Source organism: Wolbachia endosymbiont (group B) of Ischnura elegans, assembly GCF_947251585.1.
In the GTDB taxonomy this organism is placed as follows: Bacteria; Pseudomonadota; Alphaproteobacteria; order Rickettsiales; family Anaplasmataceae; genus Wolbachia.
In genome coordinates, this window is the sequence record NZ_OX366371.1 from 423,698 (window position 1) to 446,114 (window position 22,417).

At 32.9% G+C, this 22,417-nt stretch carries 21 protein-coding genes; 11 read left to right on the plus strand and 10 right to left on the minus strand.

All coding sequences use genetic code 11. The annotated features are described in order from the left end of the window. Positions 1–3 precede the first annotated feature (3 nt). A complete protein-coding gene (locus OPR58_RS02130; RefSeq protein WP_265022894.1) occupies positions 4–1,224 on the minus strand; it encodes a DNA modification methylase in 1,221 nt (406 codons plus the stop codon). Positions 1,225–1,327: 103 nt separating this feature from the next. Beyond that, on the minus strand, positions 1,328–1,795 hold the full coding sequence (locus tag OPR58_RS02135; protein WP_265022895.1) for a crossover junction endodeoxyribonuclease RuvC: 468 nt from the start codon (positions 1,793–1,795) through the stop codon (positions 1,328–1,330). A 225-nt stretch (positions 1,796–2,020) separates the two neighbouring features. Here OPR58_RS02135 and OPR58_RS02140 point away from each other — a divergent pair, with 225 nt between their 5' ends. From OPR58_RS02140 to OPR58_RS02160, 5 genes are all read left to right on the plus strand, one after another. Beyond that, positions 2,021–2,866, plus strand: coding sequence for a hypothetical protein (locus tag OPR58_RS02140; protein ID WP_265022896.1), 846 nt, complete (start codon positions 2,021–2,023; stop codon positions 2,864–2,866). 129 nt (positions 2,867–2,995) lie between these two features. Further along, positions 2,996–3,253, plus strand: a complete 258-nt coding sequence (locus OPR58_RS02145) for a hypothetical protein (protein ID WP_265022897.1) — start codon at positions 2,996–2,998, stop codon at positions 3,251–3,253. A gap of 64 nt (positions 3,254–3,317) precedes the next feature. Further along, positions 3,318–4,103, plus strand: coding sequence for a hypothetical protein (locus OPR58_RS02150; RefSeq protein ID WP_265022898.1), 786 nt, complete (start codon positions 3,318–3,320; stop codon positions 4,101–4,103). Positions 4,104–4,246: 143 nt separating this feature from the next. Then, the gene (locus OPR58_RS02155) at positions 4,247–5,206 is read left to right on the plus strand and encodes an IS5 family transposase (RefSeq protein ID WP_265022212.1); all 960 of its coding nucleotides are present in this window, start codon (positions 4,247–4,249) and stop codon (positions 5,204–5,206) included. 31 nt (positions 5,207–5,237) lie between these two features. Next, entirely contained in the window at positions 5,238–5,444 is a 207-nt protein-coding gene (locus OPR58_RS02160) for a hypothetical protein (RefSeq protein ID WP_265022899.1), read from the plus strand. A gap of 596 nt (positions 5,445–6,040) precedes the next feature. Here the strand turns inward: OPR58_RS02160 and OPR58_RS02165 are convergent. Next, complete coding sequence (locus OPR58_RS02165) at positions 6,041–7,459, minus strand: AAA family ATPase (RefSeq protein ID WP_265022900.1); 1,419 nt, start codon at positions 7,457–7,459, stop codon at positions 6,041–6,043. A 399-nt stretch (positions 7,460–7,858) separates the two neighbouring features. Here OPR58_RS02165 and OPR58_RS02170 point away from each other — a divergent pair, with 399 nt between their 5' ends. The 3 genes from OPR58_RS02170 (at position 7,859) to OPR58_RS02180 (ending at position 10,429) form a co-directional block, all read left to right on the plus strand. Continuing rightward, a complete protein-coding gene (locus OPR58_RS02170) occupies positions 7,859–9,634 on the plus strand; it encodes a DUF4815 domain-containing protein (RefSeq protein WP_265022901.1) in 1,776 nt (591 codons plus the stop codon). Positions 9,635–9,866: 232 nt separating this feature from the next. After that, positions 9,867–10,055: a hypothetical protein gene (locus tag OPR58_RS02175; protein ID WP_038249248.1), complete on the plus strand. Its 189-nt coding sequence runs from the start codon at positions 9,867–9,869 to the stop codon at positions 10,053–10,055. Continuing rightward, positions 10,049–10,429: a recombinase family protein gene (locus OPR58_RS02180; RefSeq protein WP_265022244.1), complete on the plus strand. Its 381-nt coding sequence runs from the start codon at positions 10,049–10,051 to the stop codon at positions 10,427–10,429. Before OPR58_RS02175 ends, OPR58_RS02180 begins: the two co-directional genes overlap by 7 nt. Positions 10,430–10,441: 12 nt before the next feature. Here the strand turns inward: OPR58_RS02180 and OPR58_RS02185 are convergent, their stop codons facing one another. The 5 genes from OPR58_RS02185 to mgtE all read right to left on the minus strand — a co-directional run bounded on the left by OPR58_RS02185 (position 10,442) and on the right by mgtE (position 18,136). Beyond that, positions 10,442–11,401 carry an IS5 family transposase gene (locus OPR58_RS02185; protein ID WP_265022212.1) on the minus strand — a complete coding sequence of 320 codons (960 nt, stop codon included), beginning with the start codon at positions 11,399–11,401 and terminating at the stop codon, positions 10,442–10,444. Between the two features lie 78 nt (positions 11,402–11,479). Beyond that, complete coding sequence (locus OPR58_RS02190) at positions 11,480–12,649, minus strand: hypothetical protein (RefSeq protein WP_265022902.1); 1,170 nt, start codon at positions 12,647–12,649, stop codon at positions 11,480–11,482. 405 nt (positions 12,650–13,054) lie between these two features. Then, positions 13,055–15,127, minus strand: a complete 2,073-nt coding sequence (locus tag OPR58_RS02195) for an ankyrin repeat domain-containing protein (protein ID WP_265022903.1) — start codon at positions 15,125–15,127, stop codon at positions 13,055–13,057. Beyond that, positions 15,100–16,278 (minus strand): hypothetical protein, encoded by a 1,179-nt coding sequence (locus OPR58_RS02200; protein WP_265022904.1) that lies wholly within the window; start codon positions 16,276–16,278, stop codon positions 15,100–15,102. The genes OPR58_RS02195 and OPR58_RS02200 overlap by 28 nt, the downstream gene beginning before the upstream one ends. A gap of 487 nt (positions 16,279–16,765) precedes the next feature. Beyond that, positions 16,766–18,136 carry a magnesium transporter gene (mgtE, locus tag OPR58_RS02205; protein ID WP_265022905.1) on the minus strand — a complete coding sequence of 457 codons (1,371 nt, stop codon included), beginning with the start codon at positions 18,134–18,136 and terminating at the stop codon, positions 16,766–16,768. 155 nt (positions 18,137–18,291) lie between these two features. Here mgtE and prfB point away from each other — a divergent pair. The 3 genes from prfB to OPR58_RS02220 all read left to right on the plus strand — a co-directional run bounded on the left by prfB (position 18,292) and on the right by OPR58_RS02220 (position 20,035). Then, positions 18,292–19,393 (plus strand): peptide chain release factor 2 gene (gene prfB / locus OPR58_RS02210; RefSeq protein WP_265022906.1). Its coding sequence is split into 2 segments (ribosomal slippage): positions 18,292–18,357 and positions 18,359–19,393, totalling 1,101 coding nucleotides; the frame shifts between segments, so codons are not numbered across the junction. Positions 19,394–19,610: 217 nt separating this feature from the next. Continuing rightward, a complete protein-coding gene (locus tag OPR58_RS02215) occupies positions 19,611–19,859 on the plus strand; it encodes a DUF6444 domain-containing protein (protein ID WP_265022250.1) in 249 nt (82 codons plus the stop codon). Further along, a complete protein-coding gene (locus tag OPR58_RS02220) occupies positions 19,859–20,035 on the plus strand; it encodes an IS66 family transposase zinc-finger binding domain-containing protein (RefSeq protein ID WP_406846499.1) in 177 nt (58 codons plus the stop codon). The genes OPR58_RS02215 and OPR58_RS02220 overlap by 1 nt, the downstream gene beginning before the upstream one ends. A 70-nt stretch (positions 20,036–20,105) precedes the next feature. Here OPR58_RS02220 and OPR58_RS02225 read toward each other — a convergent pair whose 3' ends face one another. Next, positions 20,106–21,071: an IS110 family RNA-guided transposase gene (locus tag OPR58_RS02225; RefSeq protein ID WP_265022277.1), complete on the minus strand. Its 966-nt coding sequence runs from the start codon at positions 21,069–21,071 to the stop codon at positions 20,106–20,108. Positions 21,072–21,341: 270 nt separating this feature from the next. Further along, on the minus strand, positions 21,342–22,301 hold the full coding sequence (locus OPR58_RS02230; protein ID WP_265022212.1) for an IS5 family transposase: 960 nt from the start codon (positions 22,299–22,301) through the stop codon (positions 21,342–21,344). Positions 22,302–22,417 lie beyond the last annotated feature (116 nt).

The window sequence follows — 22,417 nt, forward strand, 5'->3', positions numbered from 1 at the left end:
TTTTTACAAATTTTCTTCTTGAATCTCTGAAAAGGTTTTGCCAGTACCGGCTAAAATGGCATCTCTTCCGGTATATATTTGCCAACGTTTTATAGTTACATCTACAAATTTTGAATCTAGCTCTATTGTCCTACAAATTCTTCCTGTTCTCTCGCATGCAATCAGTGTACTTCCAGAGCCGCTAAATGGATCAAGTACGATATCTCCTGATCTACTGCTATTAACTATTGCTCTTTCCATTAGCTCTACTGGCTTCATTGTTGGATGTAGTGTATTGTGCGTTGGCTTATCATAAAACCACAGATCACTTTGATTTCTACCCCCATGCCACTCACGTTTATTGCCGCTTTTCCATCCATAGAGCATTGCTTCGTATTGTCTTTGATAATCTGATCTTCCTAGCGTAAAGTGATTCTTTGCCCAAATGATAAATGTTGACCATTTCCCTCCCGCTTCCTCAAATACTTTTTGTAACGTTGAAAACTCTGATGATGATATGCAGATGTAAATTGCACCTTTCGTATATGCTAAAATATGGGAACAGATGTCGTAGAGAAAAAGTTCGTACTTTTCACCTTGATTATCGTTTAATATTTTTTTCTCTTCTCTTTCCTGACTGCTACCGTAATCAACGTTATATGGAGGATCACAAACAGTAATGTCTGCCATTTTATCATCTAATACTGCTTTAAATGATTCAACTACGCAGCTATCACCGCAATAGATTCGATGATCACCTAAAATCCATAAATCACCTGGTTTTGTTATTTCTACCCTTTTTTCATCACCAACCAAGTCAGAAAAATCTTCTTCTTCTCTATCTAAATCATCAAGAAAGTTTTGAACTTTTTCCAATTCAAATCCTGTCATTTTAAGATCAAACTGTAAATCTTCTAGCTCCTGAATTTCCACTTTTAAAAGCTCATCGTCCCACTTTGCCCAATTAGCTGATTGATTGGCCAGTAATCGAAAAGCTTTGGTTTGTGGTTCATTTAAATTATCACTTAAAACCACTGGAATACTCTCCATACCAAGCTTTCTTGCTGCTTTAAGTCTTAAATGACCATCAACCACAGTTCCATCGCTTTTTGCAACTATTGGTATACGAAAGCCGAATTCCCTGATTGAAGCACACATTCTATTTACTACATCATCATTTTTACGAGGATTACGCTTATATTCGACGAGGTTTTCAACAGGATAGTAGTGGATTGCTAAATTCATATCTTAATAATTAAAAAGTTAATATTCAAAATATCTCTGACGCTAAAGAAGGCCTGGGGTCAAACCCACCAAATCCGCCAGTATGGCCGAAAGGACCCACTTTTTATGGATTTTTCGTCTTATTAATATTTTTACTGAAATCCATAATATAGAACATTAATGCCAAAGCATCGGCCTCATTATCATCTCTAGGTGAAAATCCTTTTTCCTTTACAGACTCAATAACTTCACTCTTACTTGCATTGCCTTTGCCCGTTATAAAGCGTTTTATAGTTTTAACATTAACACCTTGGTAGGGAATATTGTTCTCTTCACACCAAGCAGACAGCACTGCAAGAAAACCACCATAACAATGCGCTGCATCAGTTCCTAGATGTCTTCTCACTTCTTCAAAATACACTGCAGTGAACTCATATTTCAAAGAATTAAGCCAATTACGAAAATTTAAGAAGTGCATGCCACCTCCACTGAAACGACTACCATGAAAACTTTTGCTTCCACTTTCAATTACTCCATCTGTTAGAATTGCCCAGCCAGTTTGTTTGCCGAGATCTAATGTTAAAACGGACATTTATATTCAGAGTTTGTTTCGCTAGAGTGTAAAATACCCATATAATATATATTCAGGATTTGAAAAATTTTTGTCCAAAAAATCTTCTTCTTAAGCAAACTTTTTAGAAAAAACTTGGTTAAAAATTAGTAAACAGCCATTGCATAATTATTGGTCAAGACTTTCAAATTTCTATCTTAACTATTTAAATAGTCTATTATGCTATTATGGTGTGGTTAGTTTCTTATGAACATTTATCCAAATCGTAAATTTTGGGAAGATGATTTAGAAGTCCCTGTTAACCATTTGCTTGATCGTTTTCACAATACAAAAATACGTCAGTCTTGGATAGATTCACTTTCTGGTAAGCAATTAAATATTATTTTTCAAAACTCCTTTAAAGATAAATTAAATGCTCAACTCTTTGATGATGAAAGTTACGATAATACATCTGTACAATACAAACGTAAAGTGATTGCTAATTATTCCGATTCTCTCGTTACTTACTACTTGATTACCTGTTTTGACCGTGCAAAACTAGAGGTTACTGTCAGTGAAATTGCAAGATCTGCATTAACTACGGAACTCATGAAATCCTACCTTGTAAAAAATAATAATAAATATGATAAGAAGTCTTTGCTGTTTCTACTGTTTCATGCAGATTACAATCTTTTAAAGTCTGTCTATCACTTTGAAAAAATACAAAGAAAGAGTTTCATGTCTTTTGCCTTACAAAAAATACCAAGACGACCAAGTACTCCATTTAAAGACTTTATCTCAGAGGAAATCATACAACAAATACTGAAAGAAGATAACATTAAGAAAAATGACAGTTTCGAGAATCAATTACAAGGTTTCTTCTATCATCAGAATCGTTTATATGTGTTAATACGCAAAGCTAGCGATATAGATTTGTTGTTAAATTCAAACAAAGTTATTCATGGCCATAAGGCAGAGTGGATGATTTTGGATTTTCTACTAAATGGCACTCAGGTAGATCTTGGTGCTAGAAATATTGATCAAGCTATAGAAATAGCAAATAGCATTGCAAGTTGTTACTTTGGCTGCGAATGTATTTTTGTAGATGTGTAGGATAAAAACTTCGCGGAACAGGTACATAAATTTATAGAAACTTGTATTAATGAATCTGATTCAAATATTCGTGTTTTTGAGTTAAAGTTTCAGTCAAATCGTTTCAATTACAGCTATACTAATATCACTTTGACTGTTGCTCCATATGATCCTATTGCACCGGAATTGCATGTTTTAAAGCCATTTGTAGGAAACATAGTGCCATTTATAGAGTCGATTAAAGTAATATTTCAAGGCAAAAAGATAGGCTTATTTTTCAAGCGAAGTGATGAGTATATAGCAATTTACTACTCTGAACATCCTCTGAATAAAAGGGAAAGAGAGGATTTTAAAGCATACATAAAACAATTTTATGGTCTTACAATCTTGCCAAGAGCAAATCTCTGATCTTCTTAATTCTGGCAGCTCTTGGGTTAATCCAAATCAAAATTACATCAAAGCAGCAAGGTATTTGTCAGATCTTAAATTAATTCAGATGCAAGAGAGGTCTTACATTATCTGCTCTCGTAGACAAGATAAATTAGATTGGCCAAATATAGTTGATCCATACTGTAACAATGAGATTTTCATTGATGAGGACTTTAACGAAGCATGCGATAATATAATTTGTGAAAACTGCAACCGTGATATTTTACCTAATACCTACAAGAAGCAAAGATTTCACCGCTTATCTGCATATTTAAACCCAGAGAAATTTATGCATTGGTTTGAAGGTCAGCTAAGTGATACAAATTTTATGTGGCAAAAAGTGGAAAGAGGAGTTTATCATGTTGGTAGACAAGGTAAGATTGTAAGTTTAATCATACTTGATTTTTGCACCAATCCAACATTCTTAACGATAGATAAGCTTAAAGCTAATCCAACTGTATTAATAATACTGAGAAAAAATCCATCAAACATACCTCTTGATTTGCCCATAGTAAAAATGGTTGACCTTTTCTTTCAGCATCAGACTTTAATTGAAGTATTTCAAGAAGCAATACAAAGAGGAGTACCAGAGTTAATACCAAATACTTCAATGCAAATTTTGCATACTTCACTTAATCTAATTGAACCTCCTAAAGAGAAGGAATTACTAAAGTTGCAATTGATAGAGGGCTCACTTTACGTAAACAATATAGAGATTCTAAATAAGAAAGCTGTAGCATGTATGAGGGTTTTCGCATATTATTTGAACAATTTTTGCATGATTGTAAAAAAGAATTACCTCCTGAAAAACACATGTTGCTTAGCATAACTGAAATAGAAAAGCGCCTAAATCTCGATCCAGAAGGGCTTTGTTGCATAGCTAGTGTTGGTTGAGGTTATTGTAAGGAGAAAAGCTTATGGTTACTAACGCATTTTGTTGTAAAATAGGCATTTTTCAAACAAGTATAACTTATGCCACAAAAAATGAGAGTAAGTAACCAAAGAGAATATAATGAGTTTCTAAAAAAAAGAGGAAATGTTTTTCATTTTGTTAATCAAGCCATAGAAAATTGGTATGAAAATAGTCCAAAAGTTGCAGGTGGCAATAACACTTATAGTGATAAAGTTGTAATTTTAATACACATAATAGTTCATCTTTTTAGAATTGGCTTGAGACAAGCTGTAGGTTTTGTAAAAGGTTATATGGTACAAATAGGCAAAAAACTTAAGATTATCAGCTATACACAAGCTTCCAGAAGATTTAAAAAGCTTAATTTGAAGATTGATGACCATAGAAGCAATAAAGATGATCTGGAAAATGTTGAAATTGCCGTAGATAGCACTAGAGTTAGTATCTACAATAATAACGGTGGGCATAGTAAGCTTAATATTCGAAAAAGAAAATACAGTGGTTATGGTCAAGTAAGAAAATTACATGTTATTTTAAACATAAATGATAAGAAAGCAATAAGCATGAACTACACTAGTGGTGTTGCTGTAGACTATTTGCCGGTCTGCGATATGTTAGAAGAAGTCAGTGATAAATATAACATTTGTTCTATTCGAGCAGATGCGGCTTATGATATAAAAAGTGTGTATAAAGAATGCAGAAAATACAATATTGTGCCTATTATTCGCCCTAGGAAGGATACTAAAATTTGTTTAGCTGACTACTTATCAGAAAGAAACAAGTATATTAGTAGAATTAGGTCATATGAGAATTATGAAGATGGTATTAATGAATGGAAGAAAAAAGTTAAGTATGGAGCACGGTCTTATATTGAAGTCTTTTTCTATAGGTTGAAGCAAATATTTGGGTTTGGCTTGAAAAATAAATCAGAGGTAAATCGTGAAAAAGAGCTGTTAATTAAGTGCTACTTACTGAACAAATTTACTGATATTGGTATGGCTAAATTTAAATTAGCTGCGTAAGTTCATTGTGATTTACATGCCTATCAGTGCTATGCAACAAAGCCATCCAGAAGCAGATCCAGAACATTACATTAGAAAACCAATAAACACAATTCAAAGAACAATAAAAACTACATTAGCCAAAAAGTTAGGACTAAACATCGAACGTAATGATGTGATTCAAACAGTTGGTTGGCCTGGATCATCGCGTAGAGATTATGGTTACCGTATTAACCCTTTTACTGTGGTAGTTCGTTAACTGTGTTGACGAGAAGTAAAAGTAGTATATTTTACCCTAAAGTCACATCTAGCTTTAAAATACAGTTTTTGTCTTATTTAAAAAAATATAAATTCTCAATTATGTAACTTACCAAAAGCCTAAATTTCTTTTGCTTTCTTCAATCTTTTCTACTCTGTTCGTTTGCCGACTTTTGTGTTTGAAGCACATCTACACTCAATGACCCTATACTAATATATACCGGATTTCTTACTACTTTTTCCGGGATTTTCTCAAAAAAAGTTAAAATAATTTTAAGACAGCTAAGGAATTAAAGAGCTTTGAAAACCAGCTATAATCTTTTACAGCAGCTTCTTTGCTATTTGAGTTGTTTCTATTTTGGAAATAACTGCTTATTTGAGTTGAGAGGAGATTACACGAGCTTTTGATAAAAACACTAATCCCCTATCTAGATAACGCTATAATAGCCCTTTAAAACATCTTAAAGAATTGTGTTGTAGTAGAGAGATTGTTTTGGCTCCATCCCCTTCTTTTAAAGCCAAAGATACTAATGTTAGCAAACTCTATAAACTTAAGAATAACTGTAGAAACTACTATTTTTTCAGTCAGAAGAAACATTACTTACAATTCAATAATTTTCCAAAATCAATTATATGTGAAAAGTAACCACTATCTATAACATCATCACTTACATTATTAACGTGGATAAGGACTGGACGACATGAAAAGCCTTTTGGACGATTCAGTTCATCTATTTTCTTTTGTACCTCTTGTATTATTGAATGACCAATTTTATCTTTTGAAAATTTGATTTCGCAAATGTAGAGAGTGTTAAACTTCGTTTGAATCATATAATCAATTTGACAACCTGCACTATTACGCGTTCTTTTCTGAAAAAATGGATTCTCGCTTATTATTCCATCAATTCCTAAGATATTATGTATACTCTTTCTATTGTTCAGCACCAAATTTTCAAATTGAAGCCCAATAATTGTATACCACTCTGGTAAGAACCCTATAGAATAGGTGTCACGACTAATTTTTCCTAGATCTTTTTCGATATATTTTAGATAAAACCTTAAATAATTATCTTGAAGTCTGTATCTCCTGAGTCGTGAATCAGTACCAGTTTTTATACTCCAAGTATGATCTTTTGCAATAAAACCAGCAAGCTCAAGCTCATGTAGATACTCAGAAATGCGTCCATGTCTTACGATATTTAAAGTAGCACAAATTTCTTCTTGTTCTTTAGCTCCAGTAGAAAGAGCTCTGACTATTTGCTTATAAAAAGCCGTTTTTCGCATGAATAAATCTGAGAATATTTGATTAAATTCTTCAACTAAAAACCCACCTTTTGTAAAACAAAGCCTTTTAATATTTTCTTCAGCGCTATGTTTAAAATTTACCTCCTCTAAATACTTTGGAATTCCGCCAGTTACTGCAAGCACCTTAAATTTTTCATATGCTGAAATATTTTTCGGCCAAAATTCATTGCAATCAGAAAGTGATAATTCTCCGAGTGTTAAAGTTAACGATATTCTCCCTACGAAACCAGTGCTGCTAAGTATATTTTTCTCGATCCAGGATGAAGCTGATCCACAAACAACAAAAATTAGCTTGTTATTATTTTTTAGCTGCGTATCCCAAAAATTTTTTATTTTGCCTAAAAAGGTTGGATCTTTTGAGCCCATCCAAGAAATTTCATCAAACAGCAATAATGTTTTTCCTGATAGTAGACGTTCACCAACTGCCCATAGTAAATCGCTCCAGTCATCATACCTAGCAAAAGATGTATTAAATTGTCTAGCAACTTGTCTAGAAAATTCATTAAGTTGGTAGGACATTGTAGTATGCTTTTCTGGTGGCAAACCTATAAAGGAGTAATATTGTTCAAAATACTTACCAAACTCTTGAATTAAACGACTTTTTCCTATACGACGCCTTCCTTTGACTACTACAAAAGATGCAGTATTTTTTTCTGTAAGCTCCAGTAGTTGTTTTAACTCAGTTTGCCTACCAATAAATGATGGAGACATAAAATACGAAATATAAATCTTTGTCTCCGTCATACTAGATAAAATTGGAGACGTAAACAAATAAATTTAGATCTTTGTCTCCATTTTAAGGGGCAATCAAGTTTTACGAGCTTCTGTTTCTTCTTCTATGGCAGTAACTTCAAACTTTTTTCCTTGAGCTACCTCTACAATTTGCTAATTTCATTACTGAGAGTTTTGCAATTAATTGCTCAGAGGTTTGCGATAAAAGTTGTTGTATTCCCATAATAGTCTCCATAACCCCTTATACTCACCATAAGTTGTTCAATCTTTTTTGAAAAATTTTCTTTGCAAAGTGTAAAAAATGTGTTAAACTTACCAGTAAGTTTACTAAAGATGCCTTTATTTGCGTTTTAGAGGGCATTATAAGCGTTCTTTAGTGTGGCTAGTAATATAATAGGAAGCAATTGTATTATAGATAGAGAAACTGGTAAAGTTACGCTTGAGTCAGGAAAAATCTATCTTCGTGGAGCAGTTAGAAAAGTTGAAAAAGAAGAATTTACTATTCCACTAAGTACCACAGTGCGTATAGGTGTTTATTACCTAGAATCTACCATTACAGAACTTGAGGATGAAAACCTTCGTGATCCTGCTGTTGGTACACGTAATTATCAAGAAGTAGGGGCTGCAAGGCTTAAAGTTTCCACCACTTGGAGTTATCAAGCTGAGGGTGTGACTACTAATGCTTCAGGGGAATTTTATCCAATTTATAACATTGAAAATGGAGTATTGATAGAACATTCACCGCCACCACAAGCAAATATAGTAACTACTGCGCTTGCTCGTTATGACAAAGAAGCAAATGGTTCCTACGTCGTAAATGGTCTTGAAGTAATGTTCCTGCAAAAGGAAGAGGGAGAAGGAGGAAAAAAAATATTTGTGATTAATGAGGGCAAAGCCCATGTTGATGGCTATGAGATTGAACTTCCTCACAGTATTCGTGTTTCTTTTGATGAAGATCCGGATATAAAATCAGTTGAATCAGAACCACATACTTTTCAGCCAAATAGCCAAAGAGTAATGGAACTTAAAGTTAATGATTTTCCAATAAGTGAAATTAAAAAAGTAGATATAACTGTTCAAAAAACCATTACTGTGACTCACGGTTCATATTCAGGAGCTGTTGATCCGATACCTGACTCTGCAGTACTTGAAATTATTCAAATTAAACAAGGTAATGTTATTTATGAAAACAGTGTAGATTATAAACTAAATGCCGGGAACGTTGATTGGTCATTACCAGGTAAAGAACCAGCTTCTGGAAGCAGTTATCAAATAACTTACCGCTGTCGCACTCATATAAGTCCTGAAGATATAAGCGAAGAGGGATGTAAAGTAAGAGGTGCAGTTGATAACAGCTTGGTTCTGATTGACTACACCTGGAAAATGCCGCGTTATGATTTAATCACTATAGATGCAAAAGGCGCAATAAGAAGGATAAAAGGCATAGCTCACCCTTGGCGACCATCAATGCCTAAAGCACCTAGCGGACAACTTTTGCTCTGCTACATTCATCAGACATGGAAAAACGGAGAAAAAGAAGGGGTAAAAATAGTGAATAATGCTATTCATGCTGTAACGATGAATGAGCTTGAAGCAATGAAAAAAGGAATAAATGATCTTTATGCACTGGTTGCACAGGAACGTCTACGCAATGATGCAAATTCAAGAGAACCTACCACCAAAAAAGGAGTATTTGTTGATTCGTTTTTTGACGATGATATGCGTGATCAAGGAATTTTGCAGACTGCAGCGATAGTAAATAGGGAGCTAGTTCTGCCAATAGATGTAGAAGTTGCAGATATTGAAAAAGGTGGGGAAAGATATCTTTTGCCATATGAACTTGAACCGGTACTGGAGCAGCTTTTACAGACTAAAGGAGAAAAGATTAATCCATATCAAGCTTTTGATCCAGTCCCGGCACAAATTACTCTAAATAAAAACATTGACCACTGGACCGAGGTTACCACTAATTGGAAAAGTCCAGTAACCAGAGTATTTAATGTTAAAGAAACGACAGAGCTGCTGTCAAGTACTTCATACGAAACTGAATTTATGAGAGAAGCAACTCAAAATTTTGAGATTGAAGGTTTTGCAACTGGTGAAAAGCTTAAGGAATTAAAGTTTGATGGAATTTTTATTCAACCTCAAGCATAGAAAATATTTGAAAGAAAAACATGATCGCAACATTTATTGCTGATAACAGAGGAAAAATAAAAGGAAGATTTACTGTACCAAGAAACATTCCTGCAGGGACTCCGCCAACAATATTGCAATAAACCTGAAACTTGAGAAGACTATTTCTCGAAAGCTTCTACAAAAAGAACGGAGAGTTGAATTTATTTATAGAGCTAATGATCAAATAACCATATGTCTCGATGGATAATATATGGTAGAGCTCATGGGCAACAAGAAATTAATAGTGCGGATTAGTTGTAGTTATGAAGTAAATCGATTAGCAGAGTTGTATCTATTAGATGCATATGAAAAATTAGTGTTAAGTAAACCAATAAAAGCGAGCAAAAAGGAAGAAAACTCTGAATATAAGAAAGTAGATTTGAGGACGGTAAAATGGTAACAGTTAGTTTATATGCAAGAGTTTCTTCAGGGAGGCAAGCACAAGAAGATACAATAGCAAGCCAAATTGCTGCTATAGAGAATCAAATTAGTATGGATGGACATAAATTATTAAATGAATATAAATTTATTGATAATGGTTATAGTGGTTCTAACATAATCCGTCCTGGTTTGGAAAAATTACGTGATAAAATAGCAGAAGGTAACATTGATAAGGTTTATATTCATTCTCCTGATCGTTTATCTCGTAAGTATGCATATCAGATGATATTACTTGAAGAGTTTAAGAAATTAGGAGTGGAAGTCATTTTTTTAAATTATCAAATTAGCGATAATCCAGAATGGCTTTGTTGCATAGCACTGATAGGCATGTAAATCACAATGAACTTACGCAGCTAATTTAAATTTAGCCATACCAATATCAGTAAATTTGTTCAGTAAGTAGCACTTAATTAACAGCTCTTTTTCACGATTTACCTCTGATTTATTTTTCAAGCCAAACCCAAATATTTGCTTCAACCTATAGAAAAAGACTTCAATATAAGACCGTGCTCCATACTTAACTTTTTTCTTCCATTCATTAATACCATCTTCATAATTCTCATATGACCTAATTCTACTAATATACTTGTTTCTTTCTGATAAGTAGTCAGCTAAACAAATTTTAGTATCCTTCCTAGGGCGAATAATAGGCACAATATTGTATTTTCTGCATTCTTTATACACACTTTTTATATCATAAGCCGCATCTGCTCGAATAGAACAAATGTTATATTTATCACTGACTTCTTCTAACATATCGCAGACCGGCAAATAGTCTACAGCAACACCACTAGTGTAGTTCATGCTTATTGCTTTCTTATCATTTATGTTTAAAATAACATGTAATTTTCTTACTTGACCATAACCACTGTATTTTCTTTTTCGAATATTAAGCTTACTATGCCCACCGTTATTATTGTAGATACTAACTCTAGTGCTATCTACGGCAATTTCAACATTTTCCAGATCATCTTTATTGCTTCTATGGTCATCAATCTTCAAATTAAGCTTTTTAAATCTTCTGGAAGCTTGTGTATAGCTGATAATCTTAAGTTTTTTGCCTATTTGTACCATATAACCTTTTACAAAACCTACAGCTTGTCTCAAGCCAATTCTAAAAAGATGAACTATTATGTGTATTAAAATTACAACTTTATCACTATAAGTGTTATTGCCACCTGCAACTTTTGGACTATTTTCATACCAATTTTCTATGGCTTGATTAACAAAATGAAAAACATTTCCTCTTTTTTTTAGAAACTCATTATATTCTCTTTGGTTACTTACTCTCATTTTTTGTGGCATAAGTTATACTTGTTTGAAAAATGCCTATTTTACAACAAAATGCGTTAGTAACCATAAGCTTTTCTCCTTACAATAACCTCAACCAACACTAGCTATGCAACAAAGCCATCCTGCTTTATCCAATAGTAGCTCCAACACTTCAATATTACCTTCACTGGCAGCTATTCTGAGTGCTTGACAATCATTAGCCACCAACATTGCATATTGTTCTTCTGGCAATCCTGCTCTATCCAATAAAAACTCCAATGCTTTAATATTACTTTCAGCAGCAGCTTCTCTAAATGCTTCATAATTATTAGCCACCAACATTGTATGTCGTTCTTCTGGTAATTCTACTCTATCCAGCAGTAGTTTCAACACTTCAATATTACCATTACCGGTAGCAGCTACTCTAAATACTTCATAATTATTAGCTGCCAATATTTTACTCTGTACATCTAGTAATTTCGCTTTATCCAATAGAAACTCCAACGTTTTAATATTACCACTGTCAGCAGCTGCCCTAAATGCTTCATAATTCTCCACTGCTAACATTGCATGTTGTTCTTCTAGTGATCCTGCTCTATCCAGGAGCAACTTCGACACTTTAATATTACCTTCACTGATAGCTTCCCAAAACGCTTCGTAATTATTAGCCGCCAACATTTCACACTGTAAATCTAGTAGTTTCGCTCTGTCCAATAGAAACTCCAACGTTTCAATATCACCATCATCATCTGCAGCTACTCTAAACGCTTCATAATTATTAGCCGCCAACATTTCACGCTGTACATTTGATGATTCTGTTCTATTCAATAAGAGTTTCAGTACTTCAGTGTGCCCTGCATAAGCAGCTACTCTAAATGCTTCATAATTATTAGCTGCCAACATTTTATACTGTACATCTAGTAATTTTGCTTTGTCCAATAGAAGCTCCAATACTTTAATATTACTTTCAACAGCAGCTTCTCTAAATGCTTCATAATTCTTCACTGCTAACATTGTATGTAGTTCTTCTGGTAATTCTACTCTATTCAGCAGCAGCTCTAATACTTCAGCATTATCATTACCGGCAGCTTCTCTAAATACTTCATAATCATTAACTGCCAACATTTTACACTGTAAATCTAGTAGTTTCGCTCTGTCCAATAGAAATTTCAACGTTTCAATATTACCTTCAGTAGCAGCTTCCCTAAATGCTTTATAATTAGCAGCCGCTATTAACATTTTATATTGAATATTTTTCTGTGATTGTGTGTTTCTGTTCATAAATTACCTCTAACCTATAGATACATTATGCAGCATAAATACTTAATAGTTCTTAACATTACTGTACTTACATTTTTGAGTACTATAAATGCTTATATTTTTTTTGTATACTTCTGCGATTTTTGCTTTCTTTAGGAAAATTTCTATTGCACTTTTATTATAAGATAAGCATAAACTTTTCTTACCATAATTCTTCTTTTCCATTTTTTAATGAATTAGTATTACATATTGCTAAAAATTTAAACAATATAACCATTTCCAGCAAACAACATTAGCTAGTGAGAGAAGAATTTGTTTTGGGATCTTGGTCTACCACTTGTTCTACGCGAATTTATATCAATTTATTACTTTATTTCTCTGTTTTTTTGAAATTCCCCTCATGAAATTAAATAGCTTACTGTAAAATTATAGTCTTAAGTCCTTGTTTGCAGGTTGTACAGAGACGCTGTTAAATGAAGATATAGGTGACCTATGAGTTAAGTTAACTGTGCTTTTATCTTCAAATTGCAATGCTTCACTTATATTTTTTAATTTTCTTTTTTTAGGTAGTGTATGTTCATCAAATGTCTCTAGGTTTCTTTTATGTGATTGTGTTTTTAAGTCTGGAGCTAAGTGCATATCTTCAAGATAATAAATAATTTCTTCTGAGTTAGAATATACAATAACATAGTCCAAAGGACTCATATTTTTTTCATCTTGTCTATCTATACTAGCTCCTTTCTCTATAAGGTATTCAACAATATCTAACTGACCATGCATAACAGCAAAATGCAAAGGACTCTCACCTTCTTTGCTACGTAGATTTATATTAGCTCTTTTCTCTACAAGATATTTCACAATATCCAATCTACCATATATAACAGCAAAGTGCAAAGGACGCATGTTATTTTTATCCTTTATATTTATACTAGCTCCTTCCTCTACAAGGTATTTAATAATATCTAAGTGACCATATATAGCAGCAAAGTGCAAAGGACACATACTATCTTTGTTTAATGATTTTATTATAGCCCCTTGCGCTACAAGGTATTTAGCAATATCTAAGTGACCATATACGGCAGCAAAGTGCAAAGGATTCATACCTTTTGTGTTATTTAGATTTACATCACCCCCTTTCCTTACAAGATGCTGAACAGTACCTAAGTGACCATGTATGATAGCATAATCTAAAGAAGTAAAATTCTTTTCATCAATAGCATTAATAACTTTACTTAATTTATCAGGATATATTTTCTCTAATATCAGCTTAATAACCTTTTCATTACCATCTTTGGCTAGCAAATGTAAGGTAGTACCTCCATCATAAATAGAATCAATAAATTCATTAACTAATCTACTATATTTACTTGCATGACTCCAAACAGACTTAACGTGATTTGGATTCGTAAGGCAAAATGATGTCATCATTTCTCTTAAAGTTTCTTCTTCTATTCCTGTTCGTTCTTTCTCTACTCTTACTGTTTTTTGTATCCCTTTATGAACTCTTGCTATTGACTCCTCTAGCTCAATCACTGAAAACTTATTGAGTAGATTAAGAGCATCCAAAACTTGTTGCTTACCTTTTTCTGATTTCTTCTGGAGGAAAATTTCTTCTATATCAATTTGATTGGGATCCAAGTAAGCCATATATGATACAATATCATGCGATTGCTGCCCAACATTTTTTTCTCTTCTTATTTTATTAAGGTTAAGCTTCAAAGTTGTAAATAATTCTTTGGTGATACCTAATGCTTCCAAAAGATCAGGATTTGATTTTTGTATTGCTTCATTATAGCGTTTTAGATATTCGCTAATACTAATCTTTTCTTGTTTTATATATGCTGCTCCTTGCACCAAAGCTAATGGTAGATAATTCAACGCTTCTGCTAACTCTACTAGATAGCGATTCTCTAATTTATCTTTTATCCCTAAGGCCCTTTCAATAAATGTTATAGCTTCTCCTAGAGAAAATCCATCATTCAACTGTGTCTTTTCTATTTCTTTTTCCCAATTCTTGCTACGAGAAGTAATTAAAACGTAAGGCTTTTCTCCATGAAAAAACAAATTAGGAAAATAGGATGGTAAAAATTTTTCGATCTCCTTATACTTACTGGTGTTATCAAAGATGAAAAGACTTTTTACGTCTCGAAAATACTGGTATACATCCTGGACAATAGATTCTATTTCTCTATCTCGAACAACATTAAAATCCATATCATTATCATTTTCTGTAGGAATTTCTAATTCTTTAGCTAAATTACGAAATGAATTGAAAAGAGTGTCATATGTTTTAGCATTTATCCATATAACTTTTGTCCAAATATTACTCTCCTTACTATATGCGTAGCTTCTAGCTAATTCACTTTTTCCTGTTCCATATTCTCCATTAATCAAGACCATTCGTGACAGTTCTACTTCTTGATTTTTACTATCTAACTTCTTTTTTAATTCGTCTAACATCACTTCTCTTTTTATAAAGAATTTTGGTAAATAGCCCAAATTAAAGGAAAATGTATTTTTACCTTCTTTTTCATGAAGTATTCGTAAATTTCTGATTTCTTCACGCAGTTCTTGTATATCCTTTTTTTTGCTGAATCGTTTTCATTGATCTCTTTTAATATACTACTAGCCAATCCTTTCTTTTTTTCCTCATCTAAAATACGCACATACTCTCTTTTTTTAGATGTTGCACTAAGTACATATTTTTGTTCTAACTCTTCCCAATTTTCTAATTCCCACGTAAAGGGAAGCCGATAGCCGTATTTTTCAGCAAAGTCATGCTCCTTCAATTGATAATACTTAATAATCTCACCCTCTGCTTTCTCTATTCCCACCTTTTCATATAACTCTGAAGTCATCAACATTTCACCACTTTGTTTATCTTTTACTTGATGTCCAGTACGTGTAGTAAACGGGTACTTTCTTTTTGATTTACCTAAAATAACACCTTTAGTTATGTGAAGATTAGGAAATTCTCCTTTCTCGTTGCAAGATGTAGTGTAATTTATTACTCTGGATACAGTATCCATTGCTAACTTCTCAATCCCCCTATTACAAGACAACTGATTAGTATCCACAATTTTAGTGAATTGCTTCTCAAAACTTTGAAAAATTTCCAAGCCAGCTTCTATTAAAATCTTTCTTAAGTTACCTTCTGAAGGCGCAACTATTGTAGAAAATATTTTTGCTTTTTTCCTATGTTGGTTTGTAGAAACAAAACTCACACACTCCATAACTTGAGAAGTACCTACTTTCTCCACACTTGGTGGAATATAATTACCCACAGTTGATACAACCTTAGCTACTACTTTACCTGTTTTACGTACTTTTGAACCTGGTTTTGCTTCTTTAGAACATTCAGATAGTTTTTCCTCGAATTCTTTAACAAAAGTCTTAACAAAAAAAGTTGCTTTTTTCACTATTTCATCACTTGTAATGCTTATACAGCTAAACATTTCTTCATCATCAGTCGATGTACTACTGCTGCCTATAGATGAAGATCTTGTTACTCTAGGGCTCTCCTGACTTCGTCCACACTGAAGTTCTTCACTAGATAATATATTTTCATAATCAACTATTGCTGATCCAGCATCTACATAATCCATTTGATTATCTGCTACTTGTTCTCCTATATTTTCTTTACCTAACATAAAGCCGCCTATATTTTAATATTCATATTTTGATTGTTTTGTCGTAAACCTCTTTTCTGAAGATTGATTTCAACATTTGATTCTTATGCAGCTGTACCAAACCAATTTGCTGTAGAAACCTTACGGTAATCCTAAGTAACTTTAATTGCTGAGTAACAGTGTGCTTTTCTTTTGACTTCTGACTAAAATAGATATATTCTTAAAAAATCGAGAATTGCTTTCTGAGTGATATACATAATACAATGCATCTAACTCACACCCCATGTTTTCATTACGTTAGACTGCATTGTAGCTAAAAAGATCTAGCAAAGCAAGAATTTTTTGCATACTTTAGCATCTTATTTTAGTTTTTATTTTAAAACTAAAGCAGCTCAGTTTCATGTACTTTTATTTCTTTATCGACTGTTATTTTCTTCTTCAATGCATCTATGAGTAATGATAACGTGGACGGTAAAGCTTGTAAAGCAATTTTTTTATATAGCAAGATTCAGCTATTTAATAAAAAGATCGTGGCTAGACCAAAAAATATAAGAGCTGAGAGAATATCAGTTGTTGCTGATGTTAAGATTGAAGACGAAACAGCAGGATCGGATCTTAAACGATGAAGCATTATAGGAATGAAAGTTCCGATGAACGTTGCAATAATTGACATTATAATCATGGAGACCACAAAAATCATCTCCACTTTGACATTGTGAAACCTTATTGCTAACACTACTAATGAAATAGTAGATAAGATCACCCCGTTTATAAGACCTATTAAAAATTCTTTCATCAGTATTCTTTTTGCATTTTGCTCAGTTAGATATTTTGTTGCGATTGCCCGGATAGTTAGTGTTACTGTTTGGGATCCTGCATTTCCGCCCATCGATGCAATGATTGGCATAATTATTGGCAGTACTATAAAACTTTGTATTACGTTATCGAAAAAGCCAACTACTATAGAACATATTGTTGCAGCTAAGAGGTTAAACAGTAACCAAGGTAGTCTTTTAATTATAGTTTTATGTATAGGGGCATTTATATCAGATTTAGAAGATACACCGCTTATTTTAAGCACATCCTCTTCTGCTTCTTGTTGAACAATTTTGATTACATCTTCAATAAGGATTACACCTATAATTTTACCATTCTTATTTACTACTGGAGCTGATAATAGAGAGTAATCTTTAAATATTCTTGCTACTTCTTCTTGGTCCATTCCAGTTTTAATTATTTTTATATCTTGACTCATTATCTCTTTTATTATTGTTTCTCCTGAGTGAGATATTACCTTATTTAAGTTGAAAATGCCTATGGGTTCTAATTTTGAGTTAATGATGAAAATTTGATAAAATGTTTCTGGTATTTTTTTATAGTTGCGCAAGAATTCCATTAGCTGATTTATCTTCCAATAATATGGAGCTATAACCATATTTTTATGTATCAACCTTCCTGCACTTTCTTCTGGGTATGATAACAATTCCTCTACTAATTTTTGAGTTGCATTGGGTAAGTAGTTAAGTATATTTTCTATAGACTTTCTATCTAAATCTTTCACTATAGCTACTATGTCTTCTATATCAAGAAGCATTAGTAACTTTGCTGTATTTTCTATTCCCAATATTTCTATGATCTCTACTTGTAAATCTGGTACTACATGTACTAAGGCATCACTTAACAAATGTTGATCGAGGATATTAACTAATTTCTCCCTGTGATCACTGATCGAAGTAGATAAAAAATAAGCTAACTGAACGCTATCTATCGTTTTTACAATATTACGAACATTCTCTAATTCTTGATTATCGAGAGACTCTATTAAATCATCAATAGCCTTTTTGTCTAAACCATAATGAGAACTTGTTTTAATATTCATTACTTTACCTTATTTTTTTAATAAATATACACACTTGATTTTATTGAACATTCAAGTATAATAAAATTATTTTGAATTAACTATTATATGGTTAAATTTCTATTTTGTTTGCTGTTATTGTTAGTGATAATAAATATATTAAAGTCTAAAGTATAATGAAAACCCATCCAGAAATCCTTGAATACTTTCAAGGCTTAAATAAAAGTATTTCTCTTATCAGGAGGTGTCTTTGACATAGAAAAATTGAAGTTGCGTCTTGAAGAGCTGGATTCTCAAGCGTCGAATGATAATCTGTGGCAAGACAATCAAAAAGCACAAGAGATTTTAAAAGAACGCTCTAAAATTAAGCATGAAATAGAATCGTTTTCAAAGCTAGAAAGCGATTACAACGATTCTATCAGCTTGATGAAATCTGCTATTGATGAGAATGATGAAGAATTTTTTTCTGAAGTTAAAGGTGAGTTAGTAAAGCTAGAGAAATTAATCAAACTTAAAGAGACAGAATCCTTATTTACTGGTGAAGCAGATAACAATAACTGCTTTTTAGAAATCCACTCAGGAGCTGGTGGAACAGAGAGCAATGATTGGACTGAGATGCTTATGCGCATGTATACAAGATGGGCAGAAATTTATCACAATTTTAAAGTTGAAGTTGTAGAAAAATTAGATGGTGATGCAGTTGGTATAAAATCTACAACAATAAAGATCATCGGAGAAAAAGCTTACGGGTGGGCAAAAAGCGAAAGTGGAGTTCATAGATTGGTTAGAATATCACCATTTGATTCAAATGGTAAACGTCATACCAGTTTTGCAAGTGTAGGAGTAACTCCAGTGATTGAAGATTCAATAGATATTGTTGTGGATGAAAAGGATTTAAAGATCGACACTTACCGTGCTTCTGGAGCAGGTGGTCAGCATGTAAATAAGACTGAAAGCGCGGTACGTATTACGCATATTCCAACAGGCGTTGTAGCTCAATGCCAAAATGGTCGTTCTCAACATAAAAATAAAGATGAAGCACTTAAACTACTTAAAGGACGTTTATATCAAATTGAATTGGAAAAAAAAGAACAGAAAATGGCCGAAGAATATGGCAAGAAATGCGATATAGGTTGGGGCAGTCAGATCAGATCGTATGTTATGCATCCGTATCAAATGGTAAAGGATTTAAGGACTGGACATGAAGTTGGCAATATAAATTCCGTTTTTGATGGCAATATAGATTGTTTCATAGTTAGTGTATTGGAGTTAAAATGAGATTTATTAAAAAGCTAAGTTTTATGCTCTGCTAATAAGGGGAAAAGAAAACCAAAACCTATTGAGAAAAATGGAACAATTTTGTGAATATATCTATTATCCAAGTAGCTGATGAAAATGGCAACTCATTTCTTAGTAACCGTTCACGGAGATAAGGTGGTTTACAAAGTAAGTATAAAAGTGTAAAGAGATAGGAAGCTAAATATGGAATGGGTAAATGACAACAGTGCTGCAAGAAAAGGTTGTAGCAGAAAAGGCTAATCTCAAGGAAGAAATAAAAGCACTGATCAGAGAAAATGATAGCTTGAAAGCAAAAATAGTTGAATTAGAAGACAAATTGGGCTTAAATTCGCAAAATTCTCATCGCTGCCACCATCACGAGATATATATCGTAAGAAAGCAAAAAAGAAAAGTGATAAAAAACCAGGAGGTCAGCCAGGACATAAGGTGCATAAGCGTGAATTAATGGCTGCAGACGAGGTAGTGAGATGCACAATTGATACAATTTGTATGTGTGGAGGTAAGATTACTTTAGAAGATGAAATTATTCATCAGAAGGCAGAGTTGCCAGAAATTAAGCCAATTGTAACTGAGTACAGGTTGCAAAGAGGACATTGTAGCAGTTGTGTTAAAAGTCAATAGAAAAATTGATGTAGCTGTGAATAAGTACTTAAAATTTGTGTGGGCGTACTTATTCACAGCTATGCTATTGCTATATAGAAGCAGTTTTAGGGCTATACTCCTCAGTAAACAGTCTACCGTCTCTTACTAAAGAGTTAGCAAGGATAAGTAATTTTCTCATTGCAGCAGTAGAGGTAACTTTATATGGTTTTTTATATTGATTGTATAGCCTATCAAAGAAGATTTTTATATAAGAATTGTACCTTTGCGCACTAAGAATGCACATATGTAAAACCTTTCTAATTTGTGATCTACCACCCTGAATACACCTTTTTCCCTTACTAAAACCACTATCTCGATTAAAAGGTGCAACTCCGGAAAGGCTGGATATTTCTTTATGTTGGAGAGTTCCAAGCTCGGGTAGATAACAAATAAAAGTAATAGCTGTTATTGCACCTACACCAGGTATACTAGTTATTGACATGTACTTTTTTTTAAGCTCTTGATTTTTATCGACTAATTCCATTACCTCATCTTCTAAGACTTGAATTTGATTTTGTAAAACTGCAAGTAGCTCTTCCATTTGTTTGATTATAGATAAATCGGTTACTTGATGAGCTTGGGTTTTTTGTATTTTTGCTATTTCTACTAGTTGATTCCTGCGAGATAATTTTTGCTTCAAACAGTCAATACTACTAACTTTTAAAGGAGTGACACGCATGTCTGTATTACTAACATAACGTGAGATGATGCTACAGTCTATTTTATCAGTTTTAGTAGCAATACCAAGGCTTTTTGCATAATCTCTCACCCATCTTGGTTGAATGACATATACTTCAAAACCATGGCTTAATAAAGTATAAGCACATAATTTTTCGTACCCACCAGTTGCTTCAAGTCGAACTTTGGTTACGTTATGTAAACGCAAAAAGTCGATTATTTGATCAATAGCTTGAACGTTATTTTCAAATACTTTATGATGTCCAAGTGGATGAATATGGATATCTAGTTTATTTTTGCTAATATCAATGCCAGTAATAATATTTGATAAATTCATAATCCCTCCATAAATAATGTGTATACTGCATTTTCCACCCTTATATACGAGCCTAAAAGCTCAACCAGTTGTTCGGAACTTTCAGTATAATAAACCAGAGAGGAGAACCTTGCTGCAAAACGGTCCTTATGACCAAGAGTATGTACGGTTCCTCCTCTCTGCGTGTCTTTATACCGCCATTTCGTGACATTTATAAAGACTTGTTTTTAACATATAAGAGTATGTAGGCTTTGTTGCATAGCACTGATAGGCATGTAAATCACAATGAACTTACGCAGCTAATTTAAATTTAGCCATACCAATATCAGTAAATTTGTTCAGTAAGTAGCACTTAATTAACAGCTCTTTTTCACGATTTACCTCTGATTTATTTTTCAAGCCAAACCCAAATATTTGCTTCAACCTATAGAAAAAGACTTCAATATAAGACCGTGCTCCATACTTAACTTTTTTCTTCCATTCATTAATACCATCTTCATAATTCTCATATGACCTAATTCTACTAATATACTTGTTTCTTTCTGATAAGTAGTCAGCTAAACAAATTTTAGTATCCTTCCTAGGGCGAATAATAGGCACAATATTGTATTTTCTGCATTCTTTATACACACTTTTTATATCATAAGCCGCATCTGCTCGAATAGAACAAATGTTATATTTATCACTGACTTCTTCTAACATATCGCAGACCGGCAAATAGTCTACAGCAACACCACTAGTGTAGTTCATGCTTATTGCTTTCTTATCATTTATGTTTAAAATAACATGTAATTTTCTTACTTGACCATAACCACTGTATTTTCTTTTTCGAATATTAAGCTTACTATGCCCACCGTTATTATTGTAGATACTAACTCTAGTGCTATCTACGGCAATTTCAACATTTTCCAGATCATCTTTATTGCTTCTATGGTCATCAATCTTCAAATTAAGCTTTTTAAATCTTCTGGAAGCTTGTGTATAGCTGATAATCTTAAGTTTTTTGCCTATTTGTACCATATAACCTTTTACAAAACCTACAGCTTGTCTCAAGCCAATTCTAAAAAGATGAACTATTATGTGTATTAAAATTACAACTTTATCACTATAAGTGTTATTGCCACCTGCAACTTTTGGACTATTTTCATACCAATTTTCTATGGCTTGATTAACAAAATGAAAAACATTTCCTCTTTTTTTTAGAAACTCATTATATTCTCTTTGGTTACTTACTCTCATTTTTTGTGGCATAAGTTATACTTGTTTGAAAAATGCCTATTTTACAACAAAATGCGTTAGTAACCATAAGCTTTTCTCCTTACAATAACCTCAACCAACACTAGCTATGCAACAAAGCCAGTATGTAA

Excerpts from the sequence above, each read along its gene's own strand:
- OPR58_RS02130 (WP_265022894.1), bottom strand. The coding sequence starts at position 1,224 with ATGAATTTAGCAATCCACTACTATCCTGTTGAAAACCTCGTCGAATAT.
- OPR58_RS02135 (WP_265022895.1), bottom strand. The coding sequence starts at position 1,795 with ATGTCCGTTTTAACATTAGATCTCGGCAAACAAACTGGCTGGGCAATT.
- OPR58_RS02140 (WP_265022896.1), top strand. The coding sequence starts at position 2,021 with ATGAACATTTATCCAAATCGTAAATTTTGGGAAGATGATTTAGAAGTC.
- OPR58_RS02155 (WP_265022212.1), top strand. The coding sequence starts at position 4,247 with ATGCCACAAAAAATGAGAGTAAGTAACCAAAGAGAATATAATGAGTTT.
- OPR58_RS02160 (WP_265022899.1), top strand. The coding sequence starts at position 5,238 with ATGCAACAAAGCCATCCAGAAGCAGATCCAGAACATTACATTAGAAAA.
- OPR58_RS02165 (WP_265022900.1), bottom strand. The coding sequence starts at position 7,459 with ATGTCTCCATCATTTATTGGTAGGCAAACTGAGTTAAAACAACTACTG.
- OPR58_RS02175 (WP_038249248.1), top strand. The coding sequence starts at position 9,867 with ATGGTAGAGCTCATGGGCAACAAGAAATTAATAGTGCGGATTAGTTGT.
- OPR58_RS02180 (WP_265022244.1), top strand. The coding sequence starts at position 10,049 with ATGGTAACAGTTAGTTTATATGCAAGAGTTTCTTCAGGGAGGCAAGCA.
- OPR58_RS02185 (WP_265022212.1), bottom strand. The coding sequence starts at position 11,401 with ATGCCACAAAAAATGAGAGTAAGTAACCAAAGAGAATATAATGAGTTT.
- OPR58_RS02190 (WP_265022902.1), bottom strand. The coding sequence starts at position 12,649 with ATGAACAGAAACACACAATCACAGAAAAATATTCAATATAAAATGTTA.
- OPR58_RS02200 (WP_265022904.1), bottom strand. The coding sequence starts at position 16,278 with ATGTTAGGTAAAGAAAATATAGGAGAACAAGTAGCAGATAATCAAATG.
- mgtE (WP_265022905.1), bottom strand. The coding sequence starts at position 18,136 with ATGAATATTAAAACAAGTTCTCATTATGGTTTAGACAAAAAGGCTATT.
- OPR58_RS02215 (WP_265022250.1), top strand. The coding sequence starts at position 19,611 with ATGACAACAGTGCTGCAAGAAAAGGTTGTAGCAGAAAAGGCTAATCTC.
- OPR58_RS02220 (WP_406846499.1), top strand. The coding sequence starts at position 19,859 with ATGGCTGCAGACGAGGTAGTGAGATGCACAATTGATACAATTTGTATG.
- OPR58_RS02225 (WP_265022277.1), bottom strand. The coding sequence starts at position 21,071 with ATGAATTTATCAAATATTATTACTGGCATTGATATTAGCAAAAATAAA.
- OPR58_RS02230 (WP_265022212.1), bottom strand. The coding sequence starts at position 22,301 with ATGCCACAAAAAATGAGAGTAAGTAACCAAAGAGAATATAATGAGTTT.